Below are 17,279 nucleotides of genomic sequence, written 5' to 3' on the forward strand. Positions count from 1 at the left end.
GAACCGGTCGACGGAACGGGCGCCGCCCGGCTCCGCCGCCGCGCCCGGTCGAGCCGGGAAGAGGCTCCGGGTCGACGTGTCGACTCGTGCACGTGTCGATTCATGTACCTGTCGACCCGGGGACCTGCCGCCCGGGGCCGTCAGCCGCACGTGCTGACCTTCCCGGCGAGCGCGGCGTTGAGCTCGCACACCATGTCCTCGGGGTGCGGGTCGGTCGAGCCCGGGCGGATCTGCGTGTCCACGTGGTCCCGCAGCACCTCGCTCACGTACGGGTAGTAGGGGGTGCGCGGCCGCAGCAGTCCCTCGCCGACGGCGTCGCGCAGCTCCTCCCAGTACCGCACGTCCCGGTCCTCGGCGTCGCTCAGCCGGTAGCCGCTGCCGCGGGCGGGGAGCAGACCGGCCTCCCGGAACTCCGCCTGGACCTCCTGCCCGGTCATGGCCGCGACCAGGCTCCAGGCCTCGTCCCGGTGCGGCGACTCCCCGGTGACCGCCAGGCTGTTGCCGCCGAGCACGGCCGCGGGCAGCCGGAGCACCCCGAACGCGGGGTCGCCGCCCCCGGCCTCCCCCGCCCAGCCGACCCAGCGCAGCCCCTCCCGGAGCGTCTCGGCGCTCTCGGAGTCGGCCTGGAGCTGGGGCACGACCCGGGGCCAGTGGCGCATGAACACCACCTCGCCGCCGCGGAACCGGTTCAGGCTCTCGGTCTCGGTCTCCTCCAGGGCAGCGCGCGGGATGACACCCCCGGCCTCGGGCTCCAGCCCCGCCTCCAGCACCTCCAGGCCCTGGAACTCGCCGCTCGCACCGGCGGACGTGACACAGCCGTCCTCCGCCCCGCCGCCGTCCGCCCCGTCCGACCCGTGGAAGGTCCCCCGGCTGTCCGCCTCCAGACCGGGATGCCCGCCGAGGACGAACTCCAGGGCGTTGACGGTCAGGCCCTCGTAGTCGCCGAACTGGCCCGTGTACCCGTGCTCCAGGCCGTGCTCGTCGCGTACCTCGTCCGCGAGGCCGAGCAGCCCGCGCCAGCCGTCCTCCTCGATCCGGGCGGTGACCTCCTCGGGGCCGACCAGGTCGGCGCGGTAGTAGAGCAGGCCCACGTCCATGTGGAACGGCACCGCCCGCGCCCGGCCCTCGTAGCACACCGCGTCCCGGGCGCGGCCCAGGAAGCCGTTCCACGCCAGCGGGCCGTCTCCGCCGGTGTCCACCTCCGCCAGCCAGCCGCGTTCGTGGAACTCCGGCACCCACTGGTTGTCGAGGAGGAGGACGTCGTAGGCCGCCGGGTCGGCCTGCATCGCCACGACCATCTGCGAGCGCTGCTCGTCCGCCCGGGGCGAGAGCCACCGGACGTCGACCTCCCACCCCTCGTTCTCCGCCTCCCAGCGCTCGATGAGCCGCGTGTACACCCCGCCCCCGCCCGTGTCCTCCGTGGCGGTGACGTCAACGGGGAGGGCGACGCGCAGGACCCGTTCGTCCCGCTCGCCCCGCGCGTCGCAGGCGGCGGAGCCCAGCAGCAGGAGCGACAGGAGCGCGCACACGACCGGCCGCGGCGGCCTCGGGCGGGCCCTCACGGCGTCGCCGCCCTGGTCCCGGCCACGATGCCGTAGACGACCTGTTCGAGTTCGTCGGCGCGCGGGTGGTGGCACTCGGCCCCCGCGCCCGCCAGCCGGCTGAGCAGCCCGTCCCCGCCGCACCCCTCGTCGCCCACGGACACCACGTGCACCCGCACGCGCTCGTCGAGGTCCTCCAGCACGGCGGCCACGTCGTCCGCCCGCGCGCCGCCGCGCGGCTCGGGGAGGGCGACGCCGTCGGTGAGGACGACCAGGGCGCAGGCGCCGGGCTCCCCCGGACGGTCGGCGCAGGACTCCAGTTCCTCGGCGCCGTCGCGGACGGCGTCGGCCAGCGGGGTGGCCGGGAACTCGGCGCTCAGCGCGTCGATCGCCTCGCGCGCCGACTCCTCCCTGCGCGCGTCCATGCCCGGTTCCGGGGGCAGGACGCGTTCCTGGCCGGTGACGTCGTTGCCCGGTCCGCCCTCGGGAAAGGTCCAGATCCCCACGGTGTCCTGCTCCCCCAGGAGGCCGACGGCGGTCCGGGCCAGCTGTTGCGCGGTCGCCAGCCGGGTGCCGCCCGTGCCGGGGCCGCTCATGGAGTCGGAGCGGTCGACCACGAGCAGGACCTCGACCGGGGCGCGGGAGCGCTCCTGCTGCCGCAGCCCGGACTCCAGCCGCTCCCGCCACTCCCCGTCCTGACGGGCCGAGTTGAGGTGTGTGACCTCCATCAGGGACCGCTCCGCATCCCCGCCGATCATGGCGCCCTCCACCGTCCGGTAGCCCTGGAAGGCCGTTGTCTCCCGGGGGTGCCGCATCCACTCCCCGAACGCCTCCGCCTCCCGTTCGACCCCGTCGCCGCCCCAGTCCAGCCGTACGAACGGGTGGTCCAGGCCGGGCGTCTCGGAGAAGTAGACGGGGACCAGGGGCTCGTCCGGTTCCTCGCCCGTCGGCCCGCACCCGGGGCCCAGCTGCGCGCCCGTGTTGTAGGCGTTGATCGCGTACTCGGTGCTGAACACCCCGACGGAGGCGGGGTCGGCGCTCCCGCCGCGCAGCGCGCACAGCAGGCCGAGGTTGCCCTCGGCGTCGAGCCCGGCCGAGGTCGCGCGGGCCTCCGCGATCTGGATCTCCTCGGCGCCCCCGTCCCCGTACGCGGAGTACAGGGCCTCGGTCTGGATCAGCGCCGAGACCGAGGCCTCCGGTGAGGGGCGGGCCAGGAGGAGCCCGGCCTCCGCCGCCGCGGCCGTGCAGACGACGAGGTTCGAACGCGCTCCGCCCGGGTCGGTCCCGGAACAGGCGGGGACCTCGCCCGCGGACTCGGGCAGCCCCAGCACCACGGGTGTGAGCCTGGTGGCGCTCCCCTCCCCCGTCTCCAGGCCGGGCGCGTCACCCGGATCCCCGCGCAGCAGGGCGACGTCCGCGCTGGAGTCCGGCAGCCACACGTGCGGGCGGGGCCCCGCCCGCAGGTCGGTCCACCCCTCGCGCAGCAGCTCGCGCGTCCGCGCGGCCCCGCCCGCGACGGTGACGCTGACGCGCACGGGTACGCACCCGCTCCTCTCGTCCCGGCCGCCGACGTGGGCGGAGAAGTCGTCGGCGGCCCGCTGGACGACGGCGTGCTGGTCCGGGGTGGTGAGCACGGTGAGCTCGGTGGGCGGGGCGCACTGGAGGCCCAGCCCCAGGTGGCCGTTGGCCCGCAGCCAGTACACGCCGTTCGGGACCAGGGTGAGCAGCGCGACGGCGGCGACGGCCAGGGGCCACACCGGTCGCCCGGCACCACGGCGCTCCCGCATCCCGGCCGTGGCACGGCTCCTCCGGGCGGGGACGGCCGCCGTCCCCGCCCGCGTGCCGTGACCGCGCCGTTCCCGGACGGCCACCGCGAGCGTGTGCGGAAGCCTGCGCAGGGAGGAGAGCCGGGCGCGGACGAAACGCCTGGCGGTGTTGCGCGCCGCGCGCGGGAGGTCCACCGGGACGAGCCACGGCTCCGTCCCCGCGTCCTCCCTGACCAGGCGCCGGAAGTCCTTATCGCGGGCGAACCGCGTGGACCGGCGGGCGATCAGGTCCCCGTTGCGCCGGTCGTGGTCGACGATGACGCCCACCAGCCGTTCCCTGACGAACACGGCGGTGCCGGAGGCCCCCTTCCACGACACGTCGTTGCCGTACTCCCGCTGGACGTCGAGCCGGAGGTCCTTCCTGACCATGCCGTCCCACGGGCTGAGGGTCCCCCGCAGGTCCTTCAGGTCGCGGCCCCCGTCGTTGGCCGCGAGGTCGGGGTAGCCGAGCGAACGGTACGGCTGCGGTTCGTCCGCCGAGAGCTTCCCCCAGCGCACGGAGGGGTGGGGCCGCGGCTCCTCCAGCCGCAGCAGGGCGACGTCCGTGCTCCGGTCCGACCAGACGACGGAGCACCGCAGGAAACCGCTCGGCCGGTCGGCTCCCAGGCGCACGTCGACACGCTCGTGGCCGTCGAGCACATGGGCCGCGGTGAGGACGAGGGAGGGCCCGACGAGGTAGCCGGTCCCTCCCCTGGAGGCGGCCCCGGCCCTGGCGACGCGGACGTCCGCGACACACCTCGGGTCCATCAGTCCAGGTCCCTGCGGTCCTCCCAGACCGCTCCGCTATCAGAGGCGATCGCGAGTTTCCTTCCGTCCGCGTCGGTCAGGGCGAGCTTCAGCGTGATCCGGTGCGTGTCCTTGCGGCCGGCCTTGCCCTCGGCGTTGAGGGAGAGCACACCGAAGCGCACACCGGCCTTCCCGGCTCCCTCATGGTGCGCCTCCAGGAGGAGTTCGACCTCGGCCTCGACGATCTCGATGCCGATCTCGTGGCCCTCCCCCTTCCGGCGCGCGGCGGCGAGCTCCCGGCGCAGTTCGTCGATGGCCTGGGACAGTCCGATGGTGGGCACCTGATGACTCCCTGGGGGGGCGTTTCGTCGTGGGGACGGCGGGAACAGAGCCGTGGTCTACGTCACAGGACGGGTGTGGTAGTCAGTTTTCCACGCCGGTCCGTCGCTAACCGGGTGTTTTTCGCTGTACACGACCGCTCTCGGGCGGAGCGCCCCGCTTCTCCCTGCTCACGGCCCCTTCCGCCCCGAAACGGATTCGGCGGTATGTCGACTCGTCGATCCGCCGACATGTCGTCCGCCCGGCGCCGAGCTGTGGCTGGTCACGAGCCGCGAGCCACCGACAGTGCCATTCATCTAACCGACCGTTCGGTCAGGACATAGCTTTCGAGCTGCGAAAAGTAGGCCCCGGTGTAGAAAGTGCCTTGAGTCACATGACATGGTGTCCTGGGGCTCAGTCCGGTGTCGGACATGTCCTTCCTGTCGCTTGTGCGTCTGGAGGGACGGGTGGTTGTCACCGTGGCTGCCGATACCGAGAGCCCACGAGCGGAATCCGACCTCCGGTCGGTAGAGAACATACGGAGCACCAATGGCAACTTCCGACTCGACGGCCCCAGGGCCGGGCGGCGCGATCGAGACCAGGGAGCGGCGGCGCGTCCTCGCCGGGACCATGGTCGGCACCACCATCGAGTGGTACGACTTCTTCATCTACGCGCAGGCCGCCGGCCTCGTGCTCGCCCCCCTGTTCCTGTCGCCGCTGACCGAGGACAGCCCGGGGCTGGCCCAGGTCCTGTCCTTCGCGACCATCGGCATCTCCTTCCTCTTCCGGCCGCTCGGCGCGATCGTCGCGGGCGCCCTCGGAGACAGGTTCGGCCGCAAGCGCGTGCTCGTGGCGACCCTGGTCATGATGGGGCTCGCCACCTGCCTGATCGGCCTGCTGCCCACCTACGCCCAGATCGGCGTGGCCGCGCCCGTCCTGCTGATCATCCTGCGCATCCTCCAGGGCTTCTCGGCGGGCGGCGAGTGGGGCGGCGCGGCACTGATGTCGGTGGAGCACGCACCGGTCGACAAGCGCGGCTTCTTCGGCGCCTACCCGCAGATCGGAGTCCCCTGCGGCATGATCCTGGCGACCTTCGTCGTCTGGGTGATCACCGCGGCCATCGGCCCGGAGGCGTTCCTGGAGTGGGGCTGGCGCATCCCCTTCCTCCTGTCCTTCCTGCTGATCATCATCGGCCACCTCATCCGCAAGTCCGTGGAGGAGTCCCCGGTCTTCAAGCTCATGCAGGCGCGCAAGGCCGAGACCTCCGCCCCGCTGGGCCGACTGTTCCGCGAGCACACCCGTGAGGTCGTCCTCTCCGCGCTGATCTTCATCGCCAACAACGCCGCCGGGTACCTCGTCATCGCCTACCTGGCGACCTACGCCTCCCGGCCGGTCGAGGAGTTCGGCCTCGGCATGGACCGCGGCCCCGTGCTCCTGGCGACCACCCTCGCCTCGTTCGGCTGGCTCATCTCCACGCTCTACGGCGGCATCCTGAGCGACAAGCTCGGCCGGGTGCGGACCTTCCAGCTCGGCTACGTGCTGCTGGCCGCCTGGTCCGTGCCGATGTGGTTCATGGTCGACACCGGCAACATCTACCTGTACTTCGCGGGCGTCTTCATCTTCACGCTCACCCTGGGCCTGAGCTACGGCCCCCAGTCGGCGCTGTACGCGGAGATGTTCCCGGCCGAGGTCCGCTACTCCGGCGTGTCCATCGGCTACGCCCTCGGCGCGATCCTCGGCGGCGCCTTCGCGCCCATGATCGCCGAGCTGCTGCTCACCGAGACCGGCGCCTCGTGGTCGATCGGCGTCTACATCGTCGTGGCCTGCGCGGTCTCCTTCCTCGGGGTCACCCTGGTGAAGGAGCCCAAGGGCGTGGACCTGTACGCGGACGGCACCAGGCCGAACGCGGTCGGCAAGTAGGCGGCGTCGGGGCGGCGGACCGGTCCGCCGCCCCGACCTCTGTCGCCTTGTCGCCGCGTCGCCTTGTCGCTCCGTCGCCTTGTCGCTCCGTCGCCTTGTCGACCCGCCGCGGTCGGGGCGCGGTCACCGCCCCCGCGACTCCGCGCGCTGGCGCGCCGGGTCCCGTCGCCCAGCAGGGCGGCGAAGCGGGCGCCGGAGTCGGACCCGGGCAGGCACAGCCGGTCCACGCTCCCGTCCCCGCCGTCCAGCGCCGACGTCTGCATGCCACCCAGAAGCGCGTGGTCCTCGATGGGCGGAGCCACGCCCTGCCCCCCGTCCACGACCGGATCGGGCGCCCCTCCCCGCTCCCGTGTCAGCGGCCTCCCCGCCCGTCTCCCGGCAGGAACTCCTGTGCCTTGGACACGACGCCCCGCTTGACCACGGACCACGCCTCGGGGTCGCCCTTGGCCAGGGCCTTGGCCACGCTCTCCATCTGGTCGAGCGTCGCGTGCGGCGGGATCGGCGGGACGGCGGGGTCGGTGACGAACTCGACCACGCAGGGCCGGTCCGCCGACAGCGCCCGCTGCCAGGCGTCGCGCACGTCGGAGGGGTCGTCCACCTTGATCCCCCTCAGGCCGATGCTCTCGGCGAACCCGGCGTAGGGGAAGTCGGGGATCCGCTGCGAGGGGAGGAACTGCGGCGCTCCGCCCATCGCGCGCAGCTCCCAGGTCACCTGGTTGAGGTCGCGGTTGTTGAGGACGGCGACGACCACCCGCGGGTCCTCCCACTCCCTCCAGTAGTGGCCGATGGTGATCAGCTCGTTGATGCCGCTCATCTGCATGGCGCCGTCCCCCACGAGCGCGACCACCGGCCTGTCGGGGTGGGCGAACTTCGCCCCCGTGGCGTAGGGGACGCCGGGGCACATCGTGGCCAGCGTGCCCGACAGCGTTCCGCGCATGCCCTCGCGGAACACCAGGTGGCGCGCGTACCAGTTGGCCGCCGAACCGGAGTCCGCGGTCACCATCACGTCGTCGGGCAGCAGCGGGGACAGCTCGTGGAAGACGCGCTCGGGGTTGACCGGGTCGGCGTCCACGTGGGCGCGCCGTTCGAGGACCCGCCTCCACCGCGCGACGCCGTCCTCGACCTTCTCCCGCCAGGAGCGGTCGGTCTTGCGCTCCACGAGCGGCAGCAGCATCCGCAGCGTCTGCGCGGAGTCGCCGACCAGGTTGCACTCGAACGGGTAGCGCATGCCGACCATGGTCGGGTCGATGTCGATCTGCACGGCGCGCGCCTGGTCGAACTCGGGCAGGAACTGGCTGTACGGGAAGCTGGATCCCACCACGAGCAGGGTGTCGCAGTCCCGCATCATCTCGTAGGAGGGCCGGGTGCCGAGCAGCCCGATCGACCCGGTCACGAAGGGCAGGTCGTCGGGGAGCACGTCCTTGCCCAGCAGCGCCTTGGCCACCCCGGCGCCGAGCCTGTCGGCCATCTCGACGACGGCGTCCGCCGCTCCCCTGGCCCCCTGTCCGACCAGCATGGCGACGCGCTCACCGGAGTTGAGGATCTCGGCGGCCTCGGCCAGCCCCTCCGGGGACGGCGTGGACCGCGGGGAGGGGAGGCCGAGGCTGGAGGGCACCATCTTGAACTCGTGCTCGGGCGGCGAGTACTCCAGATCCTGGACGTCGGCGGGGATGATGACCGCTGTGACCGTGCGCCTGCTCGCGGCGATCCGGATCGCCCGGTCCAGCACGTTGGGCAGCTGCTCGGGGACGGTCACCATCTGGAGGTAGTCGCTGGCCACGTCCTTGTACAGCGACATCAGGTCGACCTCCTGCTGGTAGGAGCCGCCCATCGCGCTGCGCGCGGTCTGGCCGAGGATGGCCACCACCGGCACGTGGTCGAGCTTGGCGTCGTAGAGGCCGTTCAGCAGGTGGATGGCGCCGGGACCCGACGTGGCCGCGCACACCCCCACCCGGCCGGAGAACTTGGCGTACCCCGTGGCCTCGAAGGCCGCCAGTTCCTCGTGCCGTGACTGGATGAAGCGGGGCCGGTCGTCGGCCCGCTCCCACGCGGCGAGCAGGCCGTTGATGCCGTCGCCCGCGTAGGAGAAGACGCGGTCGACCCCCCACTCGCGCAGACGCTTCAGTACGTGGTCGGACACCAGTTCCGCCATGACCGCTTCCCTCCCGGGTTCGACGCCGTCGGTCGGCACCGTTCCCGCGGCGCCGCGTCCGCCGCGCGCGGAGGCCTCGCCCCACCGGCTCGCGGCCCCCGGCCCACCGCGGGAGTGCCTCGCTGGCGCGACTACCCCGACTCCCGCGTCCGCACTCACCGCGCGGGCGGCGCTGCGCCCGTCCCGCTCCCGCGCTCCGGCCACCGTTCCTCTGCTCCGGCCACCGCTCCCCCGCGCCGCGGGTCGGACGTTCGTCCGCGCCCGGGACCGGTCGGCGGTGTGCGGCGGCCGGGGTCGGCGGACGCCGCCGACCGCCAGCGTGAGTGATGCGCATCACATCGGGTAATGGTTCACCACCAGCCCCTTGCGTCACAGGGACTTATGAAACGGACGCAACACGGTGGAGGTAACCATGTCCAACAGGACATCGACCCAGGGCGTGACCAGGGTTCCCGGAAAGCCGATCCGCCTCGCCGCGCTCATCTACGGCATCGTCTTCCTGCTGGTGGGCGTGCTCGGCTTCATCCCCGGAGTGACCACCAACTACGACCAGATGCAGTTCGCCGGGCACCACTCCGAGGCCCTGCTGCTGGGGCTCTTCCAGGTGTCCATCCTGCACAACCTGCTCCACCTGGTCCTCGGCGTGGCCGGGGTGGCGATGGCGCGCACCGCCGGTCTGGCGCGCGTCTACCTCATCGGCGGCGGTCTGGCCTACCTGGTGCTGTGGCTCTACGGCCTGCTGGTCGGGTCCGACGACCCGGCGAACTTCGTGCCGCTCAACAACGCCGACAACTGGCTGCACCTCTTCCTGGGACTGAGCATGATCGCGCTCGGGATCATCCTGGCGCCCTCCCGGCGCGACCGGGTCAGGCGCTGACGCGCCCGAAAGGACCCCGCGCGGAGCGGGGACGGTGCGACGACGGCCGCCGCCTCCCGGGAGACGGCGGCCGTGTCATGCCGTACGGCCGCGCCCGCACCGGAGCCGCACACGGTCCGGCCCCGGTCACCGAACGGGGACCGGGGCCGGACGACCGCGGGTCAGCGCCGGTCGAGCCACTCGTAGGCGGCACCGGTGGCGCAGGCGTAGACCGTGTGGTGCAGCAGGTCCACCCCGACCTCCTCGGCGCCCCACTTCCAGGCCGGGGGAGCCGTGCCCGTGGCCGGGAGGGCGACCTGCTCACCGCCCCACACCAGCGCCAGGTGCGCGGCCGCCGCAGCGGTCCCGTGCAGCCCGGCGGCGCCCAGCAGCCCGCGGACCGCCCCCCACGAGGCCCCGTAGCCCCAGTGCACCGCGGTGCTGAACCGCTGCTCGCCAGAGGGGCCCTCCGGACGCACCCCGAGCACCTTCCCGGCGGCGTCGGCGGGCGAGGTGCTGCCTCCCCTACCGCGCAGCCTGGCCTCGACGGTGCTGGAGACCGTCATCGCCGCCGTGCCGACCACCCCCGCCAGCAGTCCCCTGCCGACGGCGGACGAGGTGTGCGCGAGGGCCCGTGCGAGCCGTTCCATCACGCCCGCCTCAGCGCTCCACCACGTGCCGCTGGTTGGGCACGCAGTGGGTCATCGTCAGCCCCGACACGTCCCGGGGGCCGTTCTTGCCCAGGTTGGCCATGCGCTGGCGCTCCCCCTCGTCCAGGGTCTGGCTCCGCAGCGGCTCCAGGTGCGCCACGTCGCCCGGGCCGATGCCCAGCCCCTCGCCGACGCGCAGCCCCAGGTCGTCGTCGACCATGAGGAAGTGCCAGACCATCCTCTCCTGGATCGGCCGGTCGCACTGGGAGAGCTGTCCGATGAAGTTGCGCACCAGGTCGTCGCGCTCCCACTCCTCCATCAGCGTGTACCGCTGCCCCGCCTGCTGGTAGTCGTTGGTGCGGGAGATGCGCTTGCGCGTCATCCGCCCCCGGATCTCCGGCCCCTGCTCGTCGTGCGTGGGGTACTGCCCCTCGCGCAGGCCGCCGTTGATGGACGGCTCGTAGTTGACGTGCGGGTTCTCGCCCCCGGAGTCCTGGTGGTAGGCCATCAGGCCGTCGCGCTGGTTGGTGCGCACGTCGGCGTTCTTGGCCTGGTTCACCGGCAGCTGGAGGTAGTTGGGCCCCACCCGGTAGCGCTGCGTGTCGCTGTAGGAGAAGGTGCGCCCGACGAGCATCTTGTCGTCGGAGAAGTCCAGGCCGTCCACGAGCACGCCGGTGCCGAAGGAGATCTGCTCGTTCTCCGCGAAGTTGTCCGACACGTTCCGGTCGAGCACGATCCGCCCCACCGCCTTGGGCGGGAAGTCCTGCTCCGGCCAGGTCTTGGTGTCGTCCAGCGGGTCGAAGTCGAGCTCGGGGTGCTCCTCGTCGCTCATCATCTGCACGAGCAGCTCCCACTCCGGGTAATCGCCGCGGTCGATGGCCTCGTGCAGGTCCTTGGTCGCGTGCCCGGTCTCGTCCGCCTGGAGGTTGGCGGCGTCGGCCTCGGTCATGCTGCGCACGCCCTGCTTGGGCATCCAGGTGTACTTGACCAGGACGGTCTCGCCCACGTCGTTGACCCACTTGTAGGTGTTGACGCCGAAGCCCTGCTGGTGCCGGTAGTCCGCCGGGATGCCGCGCGGGCTGAACAGGTTGACCAGCATGTGCATGCACTCGGGGGTCTGCGACATGAAGTCGAAGATGCGGTTGGGCTCCTGGCGGAAGGTCACCGGGTCCGGCTTGAGGGCGTGGATCACGTCGGGGAACTTGATGGCGTCGCGGATGAAGAACACCGCGAGGTTGTTGCCCACCAGGTCCCAGTTGCCGTCCTCGGTGTAGAACTTGATCGCGAACCCGCGCGGGTCGCGCGCGCACTCCGAGGAGTCCCTGCCGCCGATGACGGTCGAGAAGCGCAGCGCGATGTCGGTCCGCTTGCCCCTGCCCTGGAAGAGCTTGGCCCGCGTGTAGCGGCTGATCGGCTCGTCGCCCCACGCGCCGTAGGACTCGAAGTAGCCGAACGCGGTCACCCCGCGCGCGTGCACCACCCGCTCCGGGATGCGCTCCCGGTCGAAGTGGCTGATCTTCTCCAGGAACTGGTAGTTCTCCAGCGTCGCGGGCCCCCGCTCGCCGACCGTGCGCTGGTTCTGGTTGTCGTAGACCGGGTGTCCCTGCCGGTTCGTGAGCACCTCGCGGTCGTCTCCCGGCGCGGATCCCTGGCTGGATACGTCGGTCATGGAACTGGTCCCCCACCACGTCGTCATGATCCCTGTCCAGGTGCCCCCTGCCCATCGCCGCGGCTTCGGACGCACGGCGGGGGAAGTTCTTACCAACTGGAGGGAGTGCCGCAACCCTCCTCCCGCCGGGGAAGTCCGGAAAGGGGGATTTTCGGCTCTCTCCTCCCTCGGTGTTTCACGTGAAACCCCGTCCTCCGGACCGCGTCACAAAAGCCCCATGGAACCGCCACGGGCGGCGTGTCCCCTGCCGCCCGGAGTCGCGCCCGGCGCACGGTGGGAATCCGGACCCATGCTCCCCCTCGTCCGTGGGTAGCGGCAGACCTGGAGACCATCGACGGGCCCCGGGCCCGGGGCGGAGGCGAGCATGGGCGTACGCACGTGGATCGAGTCGTGGCCGGTGTACCGGCAGTTCACGGGGGACGACCCGACGGGGCGCGGGGCCGCCGCGAAGTCCCGCCGGTCGGAGAACCTCAGGTCCCGCACCGAGGAGGCCGACCGGGTCGTGAAGTCGGTCTGCCCCTACTGCGCGGTGGGGTGCGGGCAGAACGTCTACGTCAAGGACGAGAAGGTCGTCCAGATCGAGGGCGACCCGGACTCGCCGATCAGCCGCGGGCGGTTGTGCCCCAAGGGGTCGGCCAGCCTCCAGCTCACCACCGGCTCCGCGCGCGAGGAGAGGGTCCTGTACCGGCGCCCGTACGGCACCGAATGGGAGGAACTCGACCTCGACACCGCCATGCGGATGGTCGCCCACCGCGCGGTCCGCACGCGCGAGCAGACCTGGGAGCGGGAGCACGAGGGGCAACGGGTGAACCGCACGCTGGGGATCGCCAGCCTCGGCGGCGCCACGCTGGACAACGAGGAGAACTACCTCATCAAGAAGCTCCTGACCTCGCTCGGCGTCGTCCAGGTGGAGAACCAGGCCCGCGTGTGCCACAGCTCCACGGTCGCCGGGCTCGGGACGTCCTTCGGGCGCGGCGGGGCGACCATGTTCCTCCAGGACCTGCAGAACTCCGACTGCATCGTCATCGAGGGCTCCAACTTCGCCGAGGCCCACCCGGTCGGCTTCCAGTGGGTCATGGAGGCCAAGGCCCGCGGCGCGGTGGTCATCCACGTCGACCCCCGGTTCAGCCGCACCAGCGCGCTCGCCGACATGCACGTGCCCATCCGCGCCGGCACCGACATCGCCTTCCTCGGCGCGATCATCAACCACGTCCTCACCGAGGAGAAGTACTTCCTCGACTACGTGCGCGCCTTCACCAACGCCGCCACGATCGTCGGCGAGGACTTCCAGGACACCGAGGACCTGGACGGCCTGTTCTCCGGCTTCTCGGAGGAGGACAAGAGCTACGACGCCAGCACCTGGAGCTACGAGGGCGCCGAGGTCGCCGCCGCCTCCGGCAACCGCAACCAGCTGTTCAGGGAGCGGCTGGAGGAGAACCTCGGCACCAGCCACTCCGGGCGGCCCGAACAGCAGGGGTCGGGCGGCGCGGTCATCCGGGAGAAGCCCAGGGAGGACCCGACGCTCACCGACCCGCGCTGCGTGTTCCAGGTCCTCAAACGCCACTACGCGCGCTACACGCCGGAGCTGGTCGAGGAGGTCTGCGGTATTCCGAAGGAGACCTTCCGGAGGGTGTGCGACCACCTCACCGAGAACTCCGGCCGGGACCGCACCAGCGCCTTCTGCTACGCCGTGGGCTGGACGCAGCACACGGTCGGCTCCCAGTACATCCGGGCCGCCTCCATCCTCCAGCTGCTGCTGGGCAACATCGGCCGCCCGGGGGGAGGCATCCAGGCGCTGCGCGGACACGCCAGCATCCAGGGCTCCAGCGACGTGCCCACCCTGTTCGACCTGCTCCCGGGCTACCTGCCGATGCCCCACGCCCACGAGGAGCAGTCCCTGGAGACCTACATCATGGCCGCCGGCAACCCCAGGAAGGGGTTCTGGGACGGGATGGAGGCCTACACCGTCAGCCTGCTCAAGGCGTGGTGGGGCGAGCACGCGACGGCCGAGAACGACTACTGCTTCGACCACCTGCCCCGGCTCACCGGCTCCCACAGCCACTACGACACCGTGATGGGGCAGATCGCCGGAAAGTGCAAGGGCTACTTCCTCATGGGCGAGAACCCCGCCGTGGGATCGGCCAACAGCAGGGCCCAGCGCATGGGCATGGCCGAACTGGACTGGCTGGTCGTGCGCGACTTCTCGCTGATCGAGAGCGCCACCTGGTGGAAGGACGGGCCGGAGATCGAGTCCGGCGAGATGCGCACCGAGGACATCGGCACCGAGGTGTTCTTCTTCCCGGCCGCCGCGCACACCGAGAAGTCGGGCACCTTCACCAACACCAACCGGCTGCTCCAGTGGCACGACCGGGCCGTGAGCCCGAGCGGTGACCAGCGCAGCGACCTGTGGTTCATGTACCACCTGGGCCGCGAGATCCGCGGTATCCTCGCCGGCTCCGAGGACCCCAAGGACCGCCCCGTCCTCGACCTCACCTGGGACTACCCCCTGGAGGAGGACGGGGAGCCCGACGCCGCCGCGGTCCTGCGCGAGATCAACGGACACGACGCCGAGGGCCGCCCGCTCACCGTCTACACCGAGCTGCGCGACGACGGGTCGACCTCGTGCGGCTGCTGGATCTACTGCGGCGTCTTCAAGGACGGGGTCAACCAGGCGGCGCGCAGGAAGCCCCACACCGAACAGGACTGGATCGCCGGGGAGTGGGCCTGGGCGTGGCCGGACAACCGGCGCGTCCTGTACAACCGCGCCTCCGCAGACGAGAACGGGGAGCCCTGGAGCCCCCGCAAGAGCCTCGTGTGGTGGGACGCGGAGCAGGGGCGCTGGGTCGGGCACGACACCCCCGACTTCGAGAACCGCAAGGCGCCCGACTACGAGCCCGAGGAGGACGCCGAGGGCGTCGCGGCGCTGACCGGTCGGGACGCCTTCATCATGCAGGCCGACGGCAAGGGGTGGCTGTACGCGCCCGCGGGCCTCAACGACGGCCCGATGCCCACGCACTACGAGCCGCAGGACACCCCGTTCGAGAACCCGCTGTACGGGCACCAGCGCAACCCGACGCGTCTGCTGTACCCGCACGAGTACAACCGGTACCACCCCGCCCCCGGCACGCCCGGGTCCGACGTCTTCCCGTACGTGGTGACGACCTACCGGCTCACCGAGCACTTCACCGCGGGCGGGATGAGCAGGTGGACGCCCTACCTGGCCGAACTCCAGCCCGAGTTCTTCTGCGAGGTGGGGCCCGAGCTGGCCGAGGAGCGCGGTCTGGAGCACGGCGGCTGGGCCACCGTCGTCACGGCGCGCAACGCCATCGAGGCCCGGGTCATGGTCACCGACCGGATGGCGCCGCTGCGGGTGCAGGGACGGGTGGTCCACCAGATCGGGATGCCCTACCACTGGGGGCCCAACGGGTACTCGACCGGGGACGCGGTCAACGAGCTGATGCCCATCGCGCTCGACCCCAACGTGCACATCCAGGAGGTCAAGGCGATCACGGCCGACATCCGGCCGGGACGCAGGCCCCGGGGCGTCGAGCGCCTCGACCTGGTGCGCGAGTACCGGGAGCGGGCCGGAATCACGGAACAGACGGGACTGGAGGTGTGAGCGTGTCCGCGGAGAGCAACGGGGACGGCAGGCACGAGAGGGTCGGCTTCTTCACCGACACGAGTGTGTGCATCGGCTGCAAGGCCTGCGAGGTCGCCTGCAAGGAGTGGAACATGGTCCCCGAGGACGGCCTGGACTTCACGTCCATGTCGTTCGACAACAGCGGTGGACTGAGCGCGGACACGTGGCGGCACGTGGCCTTCGTCGAACAGCGCGAGCCCCTGGGCCACCAGGACCCGGGCGTGGGCCGCCCCGGGGCCGTGGACCTGGGCATGCCGTCCTTCGAGCTGCCCGGCGCCGCCACGGGGGCCGACGAGCGAGGCGAGTTCCGCTGGCTGATGTCCTCGGACGTGTGCAAGCACTGCACCAGCGCCGCCTGCCTGGACGTGTGCCCGACCGGCTCGCTGTTCCGCACGGAGTTCGGCACGGTGGTGGTGCAGGAGGACATCTGCAACGGCTGCGGGTACTGCGTTCCGGCCTGCCCCTACGGGGTCATCGACAAGCGCGAGGAGGACGGCCGGGTCTGGAAGTGCACCCTGTGCTACGACCGGATCGGCGACGGCCTGGAGCCCGCCTGCGCCAAGGCCTGCCCCACCGACTCGATCCAGTTCGGCAACCTCGACGAACTGCGTGCGCGCGCGGAGGCGCGGGTGGCCGACCTGCACGAGGCCGGGGTGTCCTCCGCCCGCCTGTACGGCGAGGACCCCGACAACGGGGTGGACGGCGCGGGCGCGTTCTTCCTGCTGCTGGACGAGCCCGAGGTCTACGGGCTGCCGCCGGACCCGTTGGTGACCACCCGGGACCTGCCGTCGATGTGGCGGCACGCCGGTGTCGCGGCGGCGGCGCTGGTGGTCGGAGCGGCCGCGACGTTCGTGGGGAGGCGCTGATGAGCTCGTCGGACGTGACCAAGGAGGGCGTGCGCGGGCAGCGCCCCGGACGGGAGGCCGTCACGGGGGCCGCCGACGTCGTCGGGGAGGAACAGCGCCGCGAACACGGGGAGGGGCGGCGCAGGAAGAAGGGGCGAGGCGAGCCCACGCGGGTGCCCGACGCCGAGTTCCGCTCCTACTACGGCAAGCCGGTCCTCAACCAGATCGTGTGGAAGGCCTCCGACATCGGCGGCTACCTGTTCCTGGGCGGTCTCGCCGGGGCCTCGTCGGTGCTGGCCGCCGGCGCCGAGCTGACCGGCCGCCCGGAGCTGGCCCGCCCCCTCAAGTACACGGCTCTGGGCGCGATCTCCGGTTCGACGGCCGCGCTCATCCACGACCTGGGGCGCCCCGAGCGCTTCCTCAACATGCTGCGGGTGGTCAAGCCGACCTCGCCGATGAGCGTCGGGTCCTGGATCCTCATGACCTACGGCCCCCTGGCCGGGGTCGCGGCGGTGACCTCCGCCACCGGGTGGTTCCCGAGGATCGGTCTGGCGGCCACCCTGGGCGCCGGGGCGGTGGGGCCGCTGGTGGCCACCTACACGGCGCCGCTGGTGTGCGACACCGCGGTGCCGTCCTGGCACGACGGCTACCGGTACATGCCGTTCGTGTTCGCCTCCTCCGCGGCCGCGGCCGCGGGCGGGATGGGCCTGGTCACCGCGCCCCTGGCGCAGAGCGGTCCCGCGCGCCGCGCCGCCGTGGGCGGCGCCCTGGTGGAGACGGCGGTGTCCAGCGCCATGGAGCGCGGGATGGGGCTGTCCGGCGAGCCCTACCGGCAGGGCAGGGCGGGCGCCCTCATGCGCGCGGCCCGGACGCTCACCCTGGCCGGGGCGGCCGGCGCGGTGCTGGGCCGCCGCAGCCGGGTGGCCTCCGCGGTGAGCGGCGCCGCCCTGCTGGCCGGTTCCGCGTGCACCCGGCTGGGCGTCTTCCAGGCGGGTAAGCAGTCCGTGGCCGACCCCAAGTACACGGTGGTGCCGCAGCGCCGCAGGCTGGCCGAGCGGGAGGCGGAGCGCAGGGGCGCCGACGCGGCCGCCGTCCCGCGGGCCCGGTCGGCCGGGGACTGAGGAGCGGCCGTCCTC

Annotated in this window: 11 protein-coding genes; 5 read left to right on the forward strand and 6 right to left on the reverse strand. The window is 72.2% G+C overall.

Annotated features, from left to right (window positions below):
• Positions 1–140: 140 nt before the first annotated feature.
• The 3 genes from NDAS_RS00055 to NDAS_RS00065 are packed head-to-tail and all read right to left on the reverse strand — an operon-like array spanning position 141 to position 4,434.
• Positions 141–1,562, reverse strand: a complete 1,422-nt coding sequence (locus tag NDAS_RS00055) for an extracellular solute-binding protein (RefSeq protein ID WP_013151071.1) — start codon at positions 1,560–1,562, stop codon at positions 141–143.
• Positions 1,559–4,114 carry a trypsin-like peptidase domain-containing protein gene (locus NDAS_RS00060; RefSeq protein ID WP_013151072.1) on the reverse strand — a complete coding sequence of 852 codons (2,556 nt, stop codon included), beginning with the start codon at positions 4,112–4,114 and terminating at the stop codon, positions 1,559–1,561. Before NDAS_RS00060 ends, NDAS_RS00055 begins: the two co-directional genes overlap by 4 nt.
• On the reverse strand, positions 4,114–4,434 hold the full coding sequence (locus NDAS_RS00065) for a trypco2 family protein (RefSeq protein WP_013151073.1): 321 nt from the start codon (positions 4,432–4,434) through the stop codon (positions 4,114–4,116). Before NDAS_RS00065 ends, NDAS_RS00060 begins: the two co-directional genes overlap by 1 nt.
• A gap of 526 nt (positions 4,435–4,960) precedes the next feature.
• Here NDAS_RS00065 and NDAS_RS00070 point away from each other — a divergent pair.
• Positions 4,961–6,331, forward strand: a complete 1,371-nt coding sequence (locus NDAS_RS00070) for an MFS transporter (protein ID WP_013151075.1) — start codon at positions 4,961–4,963, stop codon at positions 6,329–6,331.
• Positions 6,332–6,683: 352 nt separating this feature from the next.
• On the opposite strand, the gene NDAS_RS00075 is transcribed toward NDAS_RS00070, so the two are convergent.
• Positions 6,684–8,483 (reverse strand): thiamine pyrophosphate-requiring protein, encoded by a 1,800-nt coding sequence (locus tag NDAS_RS00075; protein WP_013151076.1) that lies wholly within the window; start codon positions 8,481–8,483, stop codon positions 6,684–6,686.
• A 412-nt stretch (positions 8,484–8,895) separates the two neighbouring features.
• On the opposite strand from NDAS_RS00075, the gene NDAS_RS00080 reads away from it, so the two are divergent.
• On the forward strand, positions 8,896–9,360 hold the full coding sequence (locus NDAS_RS00080; RefSeq protein WP_013151077.1) for a DUF4383 domain-containing protein: 465 nt from the start codon (positions 8,896–8,898) through the stop codon (positions 9,358–9,360).
• A 161-nt stretch (positions 9,361–9,521) separates the two neighbouring features.
• Here the strand turns inward: NDAS_RS00080 and NDAS_RS00085 are convergent, their stop codons facing one another.
• Positions 9,522–9,989 carry a hypothetical protein gene (locus NDAS_RS00085; RefSeq protein ID WP_013151078.1) on the reverse strand — a complete coding sequence of 156 codons (468 nt, stop codon included), beginning with the start codon at positions 9,987–9,989 and terminating at the stop codon, positions 9,522–9,524.
• Positions 9,990–9,999: 10 nt separating this feature from the next.
• Positions 10,000–11,658, reverse strand: coding sequence for a catalase (locus tag NDAS_RS00090; RefSeq protein WP_013151079.1), 1,659 nt, complete (start codon positions 11,656–11,658; stop codon positions 10,000–10,002).
• A 364-nt stretch (positions 11,659–12,022) separates the two neighbouring features.
• Here NDAS_RS00090 and fdh point away from each other — a divergent pair, with 364 nt between their 5' ends.
• From fdh to nrfD, 3 genes are read left to right on the forward strand one after another with little or no spacing between them, the layout of a single operon-like run.
• Positions 12,023–15,277, forward strand: coding sequence for a formate dehydrogenase (gene fdh, locus NDAS_RS00095; RefSeq protein WP_013151080.1), 3,255 nt, complete (start codon positions 12,023–12,025; stop codon positions 15,275–15,277).
• The gene (locus NDAS_RS00100) at positions 15,274–16,164 is read left to right on the forward strand and encodes a 4Fe-4S dicluster domain-containing protein (protein ID WP_086000748.1); all 891 of its coding nucleotides are present in this window, start codon (positions 15,274–15,276) and stop codon (positions 16,162–16,164) included. The genes fdh and NDAS_RS00100 overlap by 4 nt, the downstream gene beginning before the upstream one ends.
• On the forward strand, positions 16,164–17,264 hold the full coding sequence (gene nrfD, locus NDAS_RS00105) for an NrfD/PsrC family molybdoenzyme membrane anchor subunit (RefSeq protein ID WP_013151082.1): 1,101 nt from the start codon (positions 16,164–16,166) through the stop codon (positions 17,262–17,264). Before NDAS_RS00100 ends, nrfD begins: the two co-directional genes overlap by 1 nt.
• The last annotated feature ends 15 nt before the right edge of the window (positions 17,265–17,279 follow it).

Source organism: Nocardiopsis dassonvillei subsp. dassonvillei DSM 43111, from assembly GCF_000092985.1.
Taxonomy (GTDB): domain Bacteria; phylum Actinomycetota; class Actinomycetes; order Streptosporangiales; family Streptosporangiaceae; genus Nocardiopsis; species Nocardiopsis dassonvillei.

Bases quoted from the DNA above. Each gene is read 5' to 3' on its own strand.
- NDAS_RS00060 (WP_013151072.1), bottom strand. From the start codon at position 4,114: ATGGACCCGAGGTGTGTCGCGGACGTCCGCGTCGCCAGGGCCGGGGCC.
- NDAS_RS00070 (WP_013151075.1), top strand. From the start codon at position 4,961: ATGGCAACTTCCGACTCGACGGCCCCAGGGCCGGGCGGCGCGATCGAG.
- NDAS_RS00075 (WP_013151076.1), bottom strand. From the start codon at position 8,483: ATGGCGGAACTGGTGTCCGACCACGTACTGAAGCGTCTGCGCGAGTGG.
- NDAS_RS00080 (WP_013151077.1), top strand. From the start codon at position 8,896: ATGTCCAACAGGACATCGACCCAGGGCGTGACCAGGGTTCCCGGAAAG.
- NDAS_RS00085 (WP_013151078.1), bottom strand. From the start codon at position 9,989: ATGGAACGGCTCGCACGGGCCCTCGCGCACACCTCGTCCGCCGTCGGC.
- NDAS_RS00090 (WP_013151079.1), bottom strand. From the start codon at position 11,658: ATGACCGACGTATCCAGCCAGGGATCCGCGCCGGGAGACGACCGCGAG.
- fdh (WP_013151080.1), top strand. From the start codon at position 12,023: ATGGGCGTACGCACGTGGATCGAGTCGTGGCCGGTGTACCGGCAGTTC.
- nrfD (WP_013151082.1), top strand. From the start codon at position 16,164: ATGAGCTCGTCGGACGTGACCAAGGAGGGCGTGCGCGGGCAGCGCCCC.